Genomic DNA, 14,559 nt, shown 5'->3' on the forward strand with positions numbered 1-14,559 from the left:
TCAGATCGAAAGACCGCGGCCGCGACCGATTGCCCAGTCGATACCGCCGGCCGCCGTCGCGGCGCCCCGGACCGCTTGCCCCAGATGCGTGTCGAGCGCCGGGCGCCAAGGGACGAGACGAAAGCCGAGTCCGTCGTCGAGCATTGCGAAGCGGCCCGACGTGAGGCGAAGGCGCTCGCGGTAGATGCCCGAGACATTTTCTCCCGGTTCTGTCGGCTTGAACGCGAGGCCGGTCCGGGCCGCGATCGCCTGTGCGGCGCTGTCGATGTCGCGGGCGCGCAGGGTGTCGATGATCCCGCTCGCAAGGCGAAGACGCCCGCCTTCGCGGCTCGCGAGACCAAGCGTCTCCAGATGCCCGGCGCGGGCGTCCATCGCGGCGCGGATCTCGCGGCCGAAGCCGGCGTTGCCCGCGGCCGGCTCGCGGGCGACGAGCTGGCGATCGAGCCAGGTCGCGCCTTCGGCACGAATCTGTTCGGCGAGGGACAGGTCAGAGCGTACCGCCAGCGACAGCCGCGTCCCTCCCTTCACATCCTCCCATGACCTGAGCTCGACGATCGCACCGGAGGCGGCGTCGCCCGTCATCCCGATGTCCGCGAAGCGGAGATGATGGACGCGGCCATCGGCGCCATCGACGATCGCATAGGCGGTGCCGGCAAGCTCGTCCTGCAGGCCCCGATCGACAAGACGGCCTATGATCGGTTCGGCATGACGTCCGTCATGGAGGGCGAAGCGCGATGCTTTGGGCGACCCGCCCTCCTTCGCCAATGCCCGGTGCATCGTCTTGATGATGTCGCCGCGCTCCGAGAGGTCGCGCAATATCGCCTCGGCTTCGGGGTCGACGACCCACTGTGCCGGCCCCGTTCGCGCTGCGATGCCGAGCGCCTCGAGCTTCGCCGCGCGGCCAAGGAGCAGTCGCCGCTCGGCTTCGTCGATCGCGGCGCCAGGGCGAAGGTCGACGACCCCCGCGGAGGCAGCCGCCTGCTCCGCGAGCCCTCGGTCGAGGCCGGTCCAGCGCTCGGCCTCGACCTCACGCTCGCGGGCTGCACCGAGTTCGCGTTCGCTGCGCAGTCCAAGCTCGAACGTGACACGTTGCTCGGCGCGGAAGCGGATACCGTCACTGACATAGGCACGGTCGATGACAAGGTCGCCGCCATCGTCGGCGACGCCGCGCACGAGGATGTGAATATGCGGATTGTCGGTATTCCAGTGATCGACCGCGACCCAGTCGAGCCGCGTGTCGAGATCGCGGGCCATGTCGGTCATGAGCTCGCGGATGAAGCGCCTCAAATCCTCCATTTCGGCGGCGTCCTCAGGGCTCACGATGAGCCGGAAATGATGGCGATCGTGCTCGCAGCGGCTGGCGAACGCCGAGCGGTCGGCCGCATCGCCCTCGGCATCGAACAGCGCCGCATCCCGTCCGTCGCGAGTCACCCCGTCGCGCTCGAGATAAGCGGCGTGTTTGGCGAGCGGCGCAGCACGAAAACGCACGCCCTTGTGGCGCACGATCCGGGCCTTGACGACGACGCGGCGTCCGTTGCGGCGAAAGCGCGCCAGCGCGGCGGCCCGCCTTCCGCGGCCGCTGCGCCGCGTGCCCCCGGCGCCCCTGCGCTTCGGCCCCTGCCCTCGGCGCGCCGCCGCGCGGCGCACCTGAACGGCGAGCTTCTGCACTCGCCGCCCCGACCCCGCCCCCCGATCGCGCCCCTTTCCCGGCCGGACCCGAAACTCATGGTCGCGCGGGTGCGTCATCACAAAGCCAGCCCGTAAGCGTCTGATAAGTTACCAAGAATTAGCAAATGGGCTGGCAGAGGCCAAGTCCTGCCATATGAAGAGACTGCCCAAAACCAACCACTTAGGTGTGCAAAGCTGGCACCGCTTTTATCTCGCCCTCCCGAAACTCTCCTCTCTCGGCCACCACGCACTCCCGTTTTGATGCCTATTTCATCGACTGGGTCGAAGCAAAAGGCGATGCCGGACGAGTTCATTCGCCGTGCCCGGAAAGCGGGACGAAGAGGCTCGGGCGGGCCGGCCCCATACGCTCGGCAGGCGCCGCCGCTGTTTTCGCGGCGCCATCGTCACGCGCGTCGGTCGGCAATAATCCCTCATCCTGCCGCGCCGCAAAAATGCCGGCGCTGCGCCAGGATGGCGCAACGCTGTGCGGCGTGGTTGCAGGCGGTGCAGCGCCGGGCGCGCCAAGATGCGGCACGATTGCCGCGACATAGGCGACCGTTTCCGCTGGCAGGCCGCGCCTGCCGGCTGCATAGGCATCGGCGCGCCCCGGTCCCGCATTATAAGCTGCAAGCATCAGGCGCACATCGCCGTAGCGGTCCCACATGTGACGCAGATAGGCAGCGCCTGCGAGGATGTTGGCGCGGGTGTCGAAGGGGTCGGGGCCGAGACGGTGGCGCGCCGTTAGCATCGCCCAGGTGCCAGGCATGATCTGCATCAGACCCCTTGCACCGGCGCGCGATACGGCGCCCGCCCTGCCGCGGCTTTCGACATGCATCACGCGCCAGATCCAGACTTCGGGAATGGCGAAGCGCTGCGAGGCCGCTGCAACATGCGCCGCATAGGGATGCGGTGACGCGGAGGCCGATGGCGCAGCCGAGGCGTCCGTTGCGGCGCCCGCCATGCCGCAGGCGAACGCCGCCAACGCGCACGCGAGTGCGCGCCAGCGGCGGCGCGAGCGCGCCGCGAGATCGCACCGGATGCGCGCGCAGCGCGGCCGAGCCGGCACGGCTCAGGCCCGCTCGCGCGGCGCGGGGCGCGACCAGAGCAGCTGGTAGCTGTCGCTTTCCGGGGCGATGCGAATGAGATTGGCGCGCAGTGGAACCCCGAGCGCCGGGTCGTCGATCTGCAGGGCGACGTAGGAGCCCGCGCGCTCGCCGGTCCGGCTCCACCCCGCGCCCACCTCGGTGCCGGTCTCCGCGTCACCGAGCAGCACCCGCCAGTCGGGTGCGTTCTCGGCGCTGCTGTCCTGCGCCGGCACAATTGTCAGCATGGCATCGAGCATCAGCGTCGAGAGGTGACCGCTGAAGCTGTTCGCATTCTCCTGAAAACTGCCAATAATCATCGTCGCTTCTCCTTCAGTGTTGAACGGGGAACTTCGGGGGCGCGACGCGGCGCCAGCGCAGCGGCGCGCCCGGCGCCTCGCGCGTGAGGAGCGGCCGCGCGGCACCGATCAGGCCGGAGGCCGGCATCGGACCGAAGTAGCGGCTGTCGAGACTTGCCTGCGGGGTGTTGAGCAGGAAGAGGTCGCCGCCGCGCAGCGTGCGGCAGCCCGACCAGTGCGGCAGCGCCCTGCCCCACCGGTCACGCGCCAGCGCGGCGGCAGCCGCGCGGCCGTTGATCCGCACCATGGCTCCCTCCCGGCAGACAGTGTCCCCCGGAAGCGCGGCGATCCGCTTGAGCAGCGGTGTCCCCATGGGAACATATCGGCGCTCGGCGAGAAAACGCACGGTGTGAGTGCCGGGTCGGATCAGGACGAGATCGCCGACCGCGTAGCAGCCCTGCGATGTGATCCTGTAAAGACCGACCGGCGCCGATGCGCTCGCGTTCCATATGAGGCGCGGATGCGGCGCGAGCGCATCGGTCGCGGCGAAGCCAAGACCGAACAGCGCGGTGAAACCGGCTGTCGCGGCAAGCCAGCGGCGGTTCATTCGCCCAGCGCCTTGCGGCGAAGCCACGCCGCGTGCCTGTCATCGCTATAGGGCCGGAACGGCAGACCGGCGGCAATGCGGTTGCCGACGTGGCGCCAGTGATCGGGCGCCACGTCGCAAGGATCGATCCCCGCAGCCTCGACCGCATCGATCGCGCCGAGAACGAGCGCAACCTTCAGCCAGCCATCGACCCGCAACAGGACGTCGGCGCCCGGACGGACGAACGGCAGCGTCGCATAGGCGTCGCCGGGCGTAACCGCGGCGGCGATGGCGATCGTCGAGTGGACGGTGCCATAATCGTTCGACGTCCAGCGCACGAAGGCGAACAGAGCGCCGGGGCGGAACGCCGCGACGCGCGTCCGACGGTTCAGGAACCTCTCCGCGGCGATGCGTCCGAAGCGCAGCCATTGCTCGAGCCGTCCTTCGATCCATGTCATTTCGACTTCGGTCAGGCCGCTCGCAGCCGGCGGGCGCGGGGGCGATCCCGCCGCAGCCCGGAGAGCCGATGCCGGAAGCGAAGCGGCGCGAGGTGTCGCAGCGGGCGGCATCAGCGACGCACCGGCTGCGACGGCGGCATCGCCTCGCCGCCCATCGGGCTCGTCGACCGGCGCCGGCCGCTTGCGGCCCAGGCGTCGAGATCGGCGATGGTGTAGACGACGCGGCCGCCGACCTTGTGATAGATCGGGCCTGTGCCGAAGTAGCGGTGCTTCTCAAGCGTTCGCCCCGACAGCCCGATGTGCAGCGCCGCATCCGGCGTCCTCAGATAGCGCGGAATGACCGGTGCGGGGATCTCGGACATAGGGAAACTCCTGGTGGCGATCGGGGGCTCCAGCGTGCTGCAGCGTGCTCGCGGCCACACATGGAGAAGCGCGGCGGGGATTCGGAACGGACAAAGTGAAGGGCTGCGGAATGTCCCGATCAGCGAGCCGCGAGCAGTTCGAGGTAGCCGCCGTCGCGCATCGCGAGAGCGCGCTTCCGCCAGCGGCCGATGCGCCGCCGTTCGCTCGATGCGTCCCATTCGGAGGCAGAGGGGCGCTGCGCCGCCCCCGGTATCAGCGCCGCTGCGATCTCGCGCGGCGAGGCGCCCGCCTCATGCGCGTCAAGAAGGCGTAGCCACTGCACGAGCCGCCAGCGTTCCGTTGGCCCCGGCTCGGCGCAGGCCGCAGGCCGCGCCCCCGGGGCGCCGCTGAGCCCCATATGAAGCGCGCTGGCGACAGCCAGCCGCGCGGCGGCATCATCGTCGGCGGCGCAAATATAGGCGAGCGCGGTATCGGTGCCGCCATGCTCGATCGAGAGACGATAGCGCCGGCCGTCAACGGCGAGCACGAGATGCCAGCGGACGGGATCGATCGCCTCGGCGGCAACGCCGGAAACGAGAGCGATATCGGCGAGCCGTGCCGCGGCGAAGCCCGCCGAAGAGGGTGCGGCAATCGTTACGAGCGCGCACGCCCGCGGGTGCCAGAGCGCAGGCGCGTCGGCTGCGCTATGCCGGGGATCGAGGGCGAAACACCAACCCCCAGTGCCGCGCGAGCAGGCGAAGCGCCCCTGAGGCGCGAGGGCCGGCGAGCGCGGCGGCATATTGACTGCGATAGGCCGGGGAGCGGCGCAGGAATTCCTGCGCGAAATCCGCGCGATCATATAGCTCGAATATTTTCGGAAAATATGACGACTGCCAATCGATCGTCTGGCCCATAAGCAACTCCCACGACAGAGACTGGGGACAAGATACGGATATGCGACGCTTTTGCGCCGGCCATTCCTTCATGGTTACCGGCACATAAGCGATGACCTTAACTCAAAATCCGTTCAGTTCCGCGCGGAGACGTCCTCAATCTGGAGCTATTATCGCCCGGCCGAAGCCGGGCGATAAACGCCGGACCTAGCCGTCGCTGCGTCGCGCCGGGCGGCTCCAGACCAGATCATATTCGCCCTCGTCGCCCTCGAACAGTTGCGCGAAGACGGGGGCCGTGAAGCTCGGATCATCGAGCTTGACCGAGAGATAGGGCCGGTCGTCCTGGGTCTTCTTGCTCCACGCCGCACCCACTTCGACCTCGCCGACGAATACGCGGTGGCTGGGGCCGTTCTGGCCGGGCTTTTCCACCGGAGCGATGCGGACCGATTTCGCCTGCACCGAGAGGGTGATGATCTGGCCCTTATATTCGCCAGAAACTTTCTTGAAGCTGCCGATCTTGCTCATGATCCTTACCTTTCCCTGGTCGAAGACCGCGCCGATCGCGGCCTCGATGCGGATCGACAGGCGGCAAGTGAACGGCCCGGCACCCAGGGGGCCGAAGCGAAGCGGAGGACGGCACGAACGGGAGTTTCTTGTCTCGCGAGGAACGGCGGCACGCCGGGGGAAGAAAGTTCCGGACGCGCCGTTGCGGGCCGGGCCAGCGCCAGCGGCTTGCTGCCAGATCGCGCATCTCGAGAGGCTGCGGCGGCGCTGTGCCCGAGGAACGGAATTTGACCGGCAGATCGGCGAACGGGAACTGGCCGTAAAGAGACTCAAAGCCTCCCGCAGGCAACATCGATGCGTCGGGAAGGAACGCGCTCAGCGCACCCCGGTAGCGATTTCGGCATGCGCCGGTGGGTGCTGTCTGGAGAGGCGCTCACCAGCCGCTCGGTCGCTAGCCCCATCCAGGCTCCTGTCGCCGCCATAAAGGCGCCAATCCACGGCAGGACGCTGGCCCAGATGCCAGGCTCGATCGTCTGTCCGGCAAGCCCGCCTGCGATCTGGTACCCGGCAAAGGCCACCGGAACGACGAACAGGAGGACGACCGGGCAGCGGAGCAACGGCGAGAAGGCAATGAGCAACTGGGCGGCAAGGAGGAGCGCCGCGCCTGCCGCGAGCCCACTTGTGATCGAGGCGGGATATCCAAATCCGGAAGCTTGCATCAAAAGCCCCAGCCAAACGCCGGCATAGATTGGCAATGCGAAGGCTGCGAGGCGAAACAGGATCCAGATGAGATAGAAAGCGGCAATAGCACCGAGGATAAGGAAAATGGTCATGAGCGTCCTCCAGTTAGGCGCGCTCGCCTCTTCCTCCACAGTGCAATCTGCCGTCTGAAAATAGCAGAGAGAATCCGAGGGTGGAACCGCAACTGGCCGCACCCTGGATCTATTTCGAGGTCAGCGGCCGAACGGGTCATATTCGCTGACTATCGTTGTCGGATCGCCGTCAAACTCGTCGAGCGGCATCACGGCATAGCCATTGGAGGTCTGGATCAGGACGATGATCACCATCATCGTGCGGGCAAGATTCCAGCCGAGCGATTGGGCGGTTGAAAGCGGCATATCGAGGCTCCTGCGGGAGCGGGACCATTCCCGCTCGACAGTCGCCCCGCCGGACGGGGACAGGCCGCAATCACCGGCGCGCAGCGGCGGCCCTAGCAAAGCGTAGGGACCCTTCACGGGTTGATTGAAGGAGGCCTGCACTGGCCGAGGGATCAGCGGCTTGCGTGCGGGATTAAGTCTGCGGAGGGGCCTCGCCCCGCCTCGCCGCCCTGTCCGCCCCCCCACCTTGCCGGGTTGGTGTGCGCCGGTTGCCGAAAAAAGCGAGCTAACGCTGCTCGCGGTCGACCAGTAGCGCGGTCGTCGGCTTTCGGCGCAGCGCGACAATGAGAACGCCGCCCAGTGCCAGTGCGGCGCCGATCCCCATGCGGGCATCGAAGGCGTCGTGCGTGATGAGAACGCCGAGGCCAATCGTCGCGAGGGGCGTCATCAGCGTGAGCGGCGCGATCAGGTTTGCTTCATACCTGCCGATGAGGTGGTAATAGGCCGAATGCGCGCCGACCGACACGATGAGCGCCGTGAACAAAACCGCGCCCGCAAAGGGCCACCCGGCATCCACCGCCGCTGCCCACTGGCCGGTCTCGAAAGCGGCCGATGCAACAGAAAGGACGAGCACCGATACGAGACCGACCCATGCCTGGAACCGGAAAGGCGACACCGCCTCGACCTGCTTCATCAGGATCGCGCCGAGCGATCCTGCGAACGCCGCGCCGATAACGAGCCAGAGCCCCACGGACAAGGCGAGGCCGCCGGGTCGCCAGACGACGATTAACACGCCCGCGAGTGTCAAACCGATGCCGAGCGCGCGGCGCCAGTGGATGCGTTCGCCGAGCATCACCATAGAGAGCAGGATCGTGAAGGGTACGCCGAGTTGCACGACGATCGCGGCGGACGAGGGCGAGGTTGTCTGAAGGGCCATGAACAGCAAGGCGAAATTGCCGCCGCCCATGAGCAGGCCGATGAGAAGGATGCGCCAGACGGGACGCGGCATCGGCAGCAGCCAGGGCAGCATCACGAGCGCAACGACCGCGAAGCGCAAACCGGCATAGAAAAGCGGGGGCACCGCCCAATTGTCGACGATGATCTTGCTCAGTACATTGTTGAACGCCCAGATCAGGCAGATCAGCATGAGAAGGAAGAAATCGCGCAAGCGCACTGGAAGACACTCCGTCGCGGCTACCGGCCGCCGCGCGGGAGCCGTATCGCCTCCCCCCGCCTTCCGCAATCACCGGGCAAAGGAAAAGGGCCCCGCAGCGAGGCGGGGCCTGAAGCCATGGGACCCCGCCGTGGCGGGGTCCCGGCCCGTCAGCTCGGCTGGTTCCAGATCAGGACCTTCTTCGACGGATCGTCGCCAGGCGCATTGGCGAGATTGCTGTAGATCGTCCCGAACTCGGGTGCGGACATCGTCACCGAGACATATTCGTTGCCGTTCTGCTGCGAGGTCCGGATCCAGCCAGCCCCGAGTTCGAAGCCGTTCTTGCGGCTGATGACGCGATAGTCGGGCTCGTTATCCTTGGCCTTGCGGCCGTTCGGCACGAGCGCGATCGGGGCGCTGACCGACAGCATGGCGAGGTTGCCCTCGAAGCTGCCGTCGGCTTTTTCGGTGAGAGTTGCGATGGTGGGCATGTGTCGTCTCCTTGGTTCTCGGGGCCAATCCCCGATGGCGCCAATCGGAGGGCCAGCGAGCCGCCGTCACCGAGCGACACGCGAGGGCGAACCCCCGCAGGGGGTTGACGGCACTAGGCGAACCGGGACCGCAGTCCGGCGCTCAAATGAGGGATGGCACCGATCGAGGAGACGCACCTCACCCGTTTCCACCACCCCGAAGGCCGGGGTGCAACCTTCCTCTTTCCGGTGTTTCATCCACAGCTCCCACCTCGCTCCACCGCACCGCATCTTGACGCAGAGCCGAGAAAAGGAACAAAGAAGGAACATCCCAACCGAAGGCCAGTTGTCCGTATCGATGCGCCAGTCCGTCATTCTCGAAGATCTTCGCGCCAAAATCGCGCGAATCGAAGGTGTTGCCGCGCGCCATGACGTCATCCCGTTCGGTCTCGACGCCATCGACTCGCGAATCCCGGCCGGGGGTCTTCTGACCGGGGCACTACATGAACTGGTCGGCAGCCCCGAGCTGGCCGACGACGCCAGCGCCACGATCTTCCTTGCGGGCATCCTCGCGCGCGCCGAAGGCCCGGTTTTCTGGTGTCTTCGCTGGCGCGATCTCTTCACGCCCGCCCTCTCACTCGCCGGTCTCCATCCGGACCGGGTGATCCATGTCGAGACGGGGAGCGACAGCAACGTTCTCCTCGCGATGGAGGAATGCCTCCGTCACCAAGGGCTCGGCGGCGTCGTAGGGGAGGTCACCAAATATAGCACCACCGCCTCGAAACGCCTGCAACTCGCCGCCGAAGCCTCGGGCGTCCCGGCGTTCATCTTTCGCCGGGCGTGCAAGGCGGATGGGCACGCCGAGGGCAGCGCAGCGGTGACGCGCTGGCGGATCACCGCGAGCCCGAGCGAGGATCTCGGCATTCCGGCGCTGGCGCGGCCGCGCTGGCGCGTCGCGCTCGAACGGGCGCGCGGCGGCGTCCCACATAGCTGGATCGTGGAGGGCTGCGATGCGACGGGTCGTATCGCTCTTCCTGCCGCACTGGTCGACCGACCGGCTGCGCAGGAAGATGCAAAAGCCGCCGCCTGACGGCGCCGCATCACCCCGCCCGCTCGTCACCGCGATCCCCGACCATGGCCGAAGGATCGTTGCGGCGACGTGCCGCGACGCGCGCAGCCTCGGCATCATGCCCGGAATGACGATTACGAAGGCGCGCGCCTTCGCGCCCGAACTCGATGTCGTCGACGCCGAGCCCGAAGCCGATTTCGAGGGGCTCCGCCGCCTCGCCCTGTGGGCGGGCGCGCGCTATTCGCCGGTCGTGGCGCCCGATCCGCCCGACGGGCTGTGGCTCGATATCACCGGCTGCGCCGCGCTGTTCAGCGGCGAGCGCGCGCTCCTCAAGGATCTCCATCGCCGCACCGGGGCATTCGGCCTCACCCTGCAGATCGCGGTCGCCGACACATCCGGCTGCGCGCATGCGGTCGCGCGGCACGTCCCGGCGGGACGCCCGGTGACGGTCGAGCCCGGCGCGCATCGCAAAGCGATCGCGCTGCTGCCGATCGCGGCGCTGCGTTTACCGCCCGCCGATGTAGAAGGCCTGCGCAAACTCGGCTTCGAGCGGATCGAGCAGCTGATCGGAGCCCCGCGCGGGCCGCTCGCCAAGAGGTTCGGGCGTGAACTTCATCGCCGCCTCGACCAGGCGATGGGCAATCTGCCCGAGCCGATCGAGCCGATCTTTCCCGACGCGCTTCCTCGCGCACGGCGCGGCTTCATGGAGCCGATCGCGACGGCCGAGGCGTTCGTGCAGGTGATCAGCGATCTCGCCGCCGACATCGCGGACCAGCTTTCCCGCCTCGGCAAGGGCGCGCGGCGCCTCGACTGCTATTTCCACCGGGTCGATGGCCAGGTGCAGGCGATCCGCATCGGTACCGCCGCGCCGTCGCGCGACCCGGAGCATATCGCGAAGCTGCTCGGCGCGCGCGTCGAGACGATCGAGCCCGGACTCGGGATCGAGGCGATGACGCTCGTCGCGCCGTTGATCGAGGACCAGGGCGCCCGCCAAGGAGAAGGTCTCGTAAGCCTTGTGCGGGAGGGGCCCGACCTCGCTTCGCTCGTCGATGCGCTCGCGAACCGGTTCGGGCAGCGCAGCCTCCATCGCCTCGGGCCGTGCCCGAGCATCATGCCCGAGCGCTCGGTCGCCTTGGCGGCCGCGCTCGCCCCGTCAGGCGGCGAAGATTTCGCCGACGATCTTCCCCGGCCGTCGCGGATGCTCGCGCGACCCGAGTCGATCGATGTGATCGCGCTGCTGCCCGATGAAGCCCCCCGCCTCTTTATCTGGCGCCGCAAACGCTACCGTGTCCGTCAAGGCGACGGGCCGGAGCGGTTGCAGGGCGAATGGTGGCGCGATGGCGGGATCGAAGCCGAGACCCCGCTTTCGGTGCGCGACTATTATCAGGTCGAGACCGAGGAGGGCGGTCGCTACTGGCTCTTCCGCCTCGGCGACGGCGTCCATGCGTCGACAGGCTCGATGCGCTGGTTCATTCACGGAGCATTTGCTTGAAAATGCGACCGAAAGCGGACCGCATTTGCTTGAAAATGCGACCGAAAACAAGACGCGTATTCGCGTGAGGGGCGCCGAGCCGGCCTATGTGGAACTGCAGGTCACGACACATTTCAGCTTCCTGCGCGGCGCCTCATCTCCCGACGAGCTGTTCGCGGCAGCCATGCGGCTCGGTGTGCCGGCGCTTGGAATAGTCGACCGGCACAGCGTCGCCGGGATCGTGCGCGCCTGGGATGCAGAGAAAGCGACAGGCGTGCGCGCGATCGTCGGCACAAGGCTCGATCTCGCCGACGGCAGCACGCTGCTCGTCTATCCGACCGACAAGGACGCTTACGGCCGCATGTGCCGGTTACTCAGCGTCGGCAAGGCGCGTGCCGGCAAAGGTGCATGCCATCTCGACTGGAGCCAAGTCGAAGAATGGAATGAAGGATTGATCGCAATTCTCGTGCCCGATCGCGCTGACGCCGCCACCGAGGCCGCCCTCGCACAGACCAGGCGCGTCTTCACGGACCGGGCCTATCTCGCGCTGAGCATCCGCCGCCGTCCGCGCGATGCGATCCGGCTGCGCGATCTCGCGGCGTTCGCCGCAGCCGCTCAGGTTCCGACGGTTGCGACCGGCGATGTTCTCTATCATGCGCCGGAGCGGCGGTTGCTGCAGGACGTCGTCACCTGCATCCGCGAGAAATGCACGATCGATATGCTCGGCGATCGCCGCGAGCGTTTCGCCGACCGCCACATCAAGACCGCCGCCGAGATGGAGCGGTTGTTCCGCCGCTATCTGGGAGACGCGTCGCCCGTCGCGCGCACCCTCGAGATAGCGGCGCGCTGCACCTTCAGCCTCGACGAGCTACGCTACCAATATCCCGACGAGATCGGTGACGCGAGTCGCACGCCACAGGAAGAACTCGAGCGGCTCACATGGGAGAAGGCGCCCGATCGCTATCCCGACGGCCTCTCCGACAAAGTCAGGGCGCAGCTCGAGCATGAGCTCAAACTAATCGGCGAACTCGATTACGCACCCTATTTCCTCACGGTTCACTCGATCGTCGCCGAGGCCCGCCGCCGCGAGATCCTTTGCCAAGGGCGAGGCTCGGCAGCGAACAGCGCGGTTTGCTATGTGCTCGGCATCACCTCGATCGATCCCGTTCGCTCCGAACTCCTGTTCGAACGCTTCGTCTCGGCCGAGCGCCGGGAGCCGCCCGATATTGACGTGGACTTCGAGCATGAGCGGCGCGAGGAGGTGATTCAGTGGATTTACGAGACCTACGGCCGAACGCGCAGCGCGCTCACCGCTGTGGTCACGCGCTACCGATCCAGAGGCGCGGTGCGCGAGGTGGGCAAGGCGCTTGGCCTCAGCGAAGATGTGGCCGCCGGGCTCGCCGGCGCGGTCTGGGGCTATAGCCGCGACGGGGTCGAGGAAAAGCACGCCGAGGAACTGAACCTCGATCTTGCCGACAAGCGGCTCGCGCTGACGCTCGAGCTCGCGCGCACGCTGATCAACACCCCGCGCCACCTCTCGCAGCATCCCGGCGGATTCGTGCTGACGCGCGACCGGCTCGACGAGCTCGTGCCGATCGAGCCAGCGGCCATGGAAGACCGGCAGGTCATTGAATGGGACAAGGACGATATCGATGCGCTCGGGTTCATGAAGGTCGACATCCTCGCGCTGGGGATGCTCAGCTGCATGCGCCGCGCGTTCGAGTTCGTCGAAAGGGACAAGGGTCAAAAGCTCGATCTGGCGACGATCCCCGCCGAGGATCCTGCGACCTATGCGATGATCCGCAAGGCCGACACCTTAGGCGTCTTCCAGATCGAGAGCCGCGCGCAAATGGCGTCGATCCCGTTGATGGCGCCGCGCACCTTCTACGATCTCGTGATCCAGGTTGCGATCGTGCGGCCCGGCCCGATCCAGGGCGACATGGTCCATCCCTACAGGCGAAGGCGCAACGGCCAGGAAGAAGTCACCTATCCCACTCCCGAGCTGAGGCGCGTGCTCGAGAAGACGCTCGGCGTCCCGCTCTTCCAGGAGCAGGCGATGCGCATCGCGATCGAATGCGCCGGCTTCACCCCGAGCGAGGCCGATCTCCTCCGCCGCGCAATGGCAACCTTCAAGCTCACCGGCGGCGTCAGTCATTTCCGCGACAAGCTCATCGATGGCATGGTAAACCGCGGCTATGAACGCGGGTTCGCGGAGAAAACCTTCAAGCAGATCGAGGGCTTTGGCTCCTACGGCTTTCCAGAGAGCCACGCGGCGAGCTTCGCGCTTATCGCCTATGCCTCGTCATGGATGAAGTGCCATCATCCCGATGCCTTCTGCGCTGCGCTGCTCAACGCACAGCCGATGGGCTTCTACGCGCCCGCGCAGATCGTCCGCGATGCCCGAGGTCATGGTGTCGAGATCCGCCCTATCGACGTCAACCACAGCCGCTGGGACTGCACCCTCGAAGAAACGAGCGGCAAATATCATGCCGTTCGCCTCGGCCTGCGCATGATCCGCGGCCTCGCCAATCAGGATGGCGCCGCGATCGCCGCAGCCCGTGCCGGCGAGGCCTACACCAGCGCCGAGGAGATCCAGCGCCGCGCCGGCGTCGGGCGCGGGGCGCTCGACCGGATCGGCGATGCGGACGGATTTGCCTCGCTCGGAGCCACGCGCCGGGAGGGACTTTGGGAGGTGAAGGGTCTGGGCCCGGCCGCCCTTCCCCTCTTCCAGGCCGCCGACGAACGCGCCGGACGTCTCCAGCGCGAAGCGCTGGAACCGGAGACGCTGCTCGCGCCGATGGGCGAAGGCGCCGAGGTCGTCGAGGACTACAGAGCTTCCGGCCTCTCGCTTAGGGCCCATCCGCTCGCCTTTCTTCGCGACGAGCTTCGCTCGCGCAAGATCATCACTTGCCAGGAGCTTCAAGACATCAAGGACGGCCGCTGGGTCAACCTCGCCGGAGTCGTTCTCGTCCGCCAGAAGCCGGGCTCCGCGAAAGGCGTCATGTTCATCACTCTCGAGGACGAGACCGAGGTCGCTAACCTCGTCGTGTGGACCAATGTCTTCGAGAAATATCGCCGCGTCGTTCTCGGGGCCGCGATGATGGGGGTGCGCGGCCAAGTCCAGCGCGAAGGGGAGGTCATCCATGTCATCGCGCAAAGGCTCGACGATCTTTCCCCGCTGCTCGCGAGCGTCGGGCAACGCAAGGATCTCGCCGACATCTACAGGGTCGGCCGCGCCGATGTCGTGAAAAGCCCCGTTGGTCCCGATCCCAGAGATCCCGAAACAAGGCCGCTGGGGCGCAATCCCCGTGATATCTATATTCCCGATCTTCGTCTGGGCTCGGGCATCATCCCCGGCCAGCAGACCGAAGGCATCAAGATCAAGCCGCGCGATTTCCGCTAACCGGCGTTGCCGAGAATTATTATCCCAGCGACCGGCACTATCGCGAACGGCGGTAGATCGCCGG

Annotated in this window: 16 protein-coding genes; 3 read left to right on the plus strand and 13 right to left on the minus strand. The window is 67.1% G+C overall.

Annotated elements, in window-relative coordinates; translation table 11 throughout:
* From ACSYDV_RS17580 to ACSYDV_RS17640, 13 genes are all read right to left on the minus strand, one after another.
* Positions 1–1,746 carry a relaxase/mobilization nuclease domain-containing protein gene (locus ACSYDV_RS17580; RefSeq protein WP_438325357.1) on the minus strand — a complete coding sequence of 582 codons (1,746 nt, stop codon included), beginning with the start codon at positions 1,744–1,746 and terminating at the stop codon, positions 1–3.
* 232 nt (positions 1,747–1,978) lie between these two features.
* Complete coding sequence (locus ACSYDV_RS17585) at positions 1,979–2,734, minus strand: lytic transglycosylase domain-containing protein (RefSeq protein WP_438325122.1); 756 nt, start codon at positions 2,732–2,734, stop codon at positions 1,979–1,981.
* 3 nt (positions 2,735–2,737) lie between these two features.
* A complete protein-coding gene (locus ACSYDV_RS17590; protein WP_438325123.1) occupies positions 2,738–3,070 on the minus strand; it encodes a DUF736 domain-containing protein in 333 nt (110 codons plus the stop codon).
* A 13-nt stretch (positions 3,071–3,083) separates the two neighbouring features.
* Positions 3,084–3,656: a S26 family signal peptidase gene (locus ACSYDV_RS17595; RefSeq protein ID WP_438325124.1), complete on the minus strand. Its 573-nt coding sequence runs from the start codon at positions 3,654–3,656 to the stop codon at positions 3,084–3,086.
* Positions 3,653–4,204 carry a DUF2840 domain-containing protein gene (locus tag ACSYDV_RS17600; RefSeq protein ID WP_438325125.1) on the minus strand — a complete coding sequence of 184 codons (552 nt, stop codon included), beginning with the start codon at positions 4,202–4,204 and terminating at the stop codon, positions 3,653–3,655. Before ACSYDV_RS17600 ends, ACSYDV_RS17595 begins: the two co-directional genes overlap by 4 nt.
* Positions 4,204–4,455: a helix-turn-helix transcriptional regulator gene (locus ACSYDV_RS17605; RefSeq protein WP_438325126.1), complete on the minus strand. Its 252-nt coding sequence runs from the start codon at positions 4,453–4,455 to the stop codon at positions 4,204–4,206. Before ACSYDV_RS17605 ends, ACSYDV_RS17600 begins: the two co-directional genes overlap by 1 nt.
* Positions 4,456–4,574: 119 nt before the next feature.
* The gene (locus ACSYDV_RS17610) at positions 4,575–5,234 is read right to left on the minus strand and encodes a DNA -binding domain-containing protein (protein WP_438325127.1); all 660 of its coding nucleotides are present in this window, start codon (positions 5,232–5,234) and stop codon (positions 4,575–4,577) included.
* Positions 5,140–5,421, minus strand: a complete 282-nt coding sequence (locus ACSYDV_RS17615; RefSeq protein WP_438325128.1) for a transcriptional regulator domain-containing protein — start codon at positions 5,419–5,421, stop codon at positions 5,140–5,142. Before ACSYDV_RS17615 ends, ACSYDV_RS17610 begins: the two co-directional genes overlap by 95 nt.
* A 114-nt stretch (positions 5,422–5,535) precedes the next feature.
* Positions 5,536–5,853: a DUF736 domain-containing protein gene (locus tag ACSYDV_RS17620; protein ID WP_438325129.1), complete on the minus strand. Its 318-nt coding sequence runs from the start codon at positions 5,851–5,853 to the stop codon at positions 5,536–5,538.
* Positions 5,854–6,161: 308 nt separating this feature from the next.
* Entirely contained in the window at positions 6,162–6,665 is a 504-nt protein-coding gene (locus ACSYDV_RS17625; protein ID WP_438325130.1) for a hypothetical protein, read from the minus strand.
* A gap of 120 nt (positions 6,666–6,785) precedes the next feature.
* Positions 6,786–6,950 carry a hypothetical protein gene (locus tag ACSYDV_RS17630; RefSeq protein ID WP_438325131.1) on the minus strand — a complete coding sequence of 55 codons (165 nt, stop codon included), beginning with the start codon at positions 6,948–6,950 and terminating at the stop codon, positions 6,786–6,788.
* Positions 6,951–7,215: 265 nt separating this feature from the next.
* Positions 7,216–8,103, minus strand: a complete 888-nt coding sequence (locus ACSYDV_RS17635; RefSeq protein WP_438325132.1) for a DMT family transporter — start codon at positions 8,101–8,103, stop codon at positions 7,216–7,218.
* Positions 8,104–8,252: 149 nt separating this feature from the next.
* On the minus strand, positions 8,253–8,573 hold the full coding sequence (locus ACSYDV_RS17640) for a DUF736 domain-containing protein (protein ID WP_438325133.1): 321 nt from the start codon (positions 8,571–8,573) through the stop codon (positions 8,253–8,255).
* Between the two features lie 337 nt (positions 8,574–8,910).
* On the opposite strand from ACSYDV_RS17640, the gene ACSYDV_RS17645 reads away from it, so the two are divergent.
* The 3 genes from ACSYDV_RS17645 (at position 8,911) to ACSYDV_RS17655 (ending at position 14,495) form a co-directional block, all read left to right on the plus strand.
* Positions 8,911–9,642 carry an ImuA family protein gene (locus ACSYDV_RS17645; protein WP_438325134.1) on the plus strand — a complete coding sequence of 244 codons (732 nt, stop codon included), beginning with the start codon at positions 8,911–8,913 and terminating at the stop codon, positions 9,640–9,642.
* A complete protein-coding gene (locus tag ACSYDV_RS17650) occupies positions 9,563–11,113 on the plus strand; it encodes a DUF6504 family protein (protein WP_438325135.1) in 1,551 nt (516 codons plus the stop codon). The genes ACSYDV_RS17645 and ACSYDV_RS17650 overlap by 80 nt, the downstream gene beginning before the upstream one ends.
* A 64-nt stretch (positions 11,114–11,177) precedes the next feature.
* Positions 11,178–14,495 (plus strand): error-prone DNA polymerase, encoded by a 3,318-nt coding sequence (locus tag ACSYDV_RS17655; RefSeq protein ID WP_438325358.1) that lies wholly within the window; start codon positions 11,178–11,180, stop codon positions 14,493–14,495.
* Positions 14,496–14,559: the final 64 nt, after the last annotated feature.

The organism is Sphingopyxis selenitireducens (assembly GCF_051550705.1).
Taxonomy (GTDB): Bacteria; Pseudomonadota; Alphaproteobacteria; order Sphingomonadales; family Sphingomonadaceae; genus Sphingopyxis.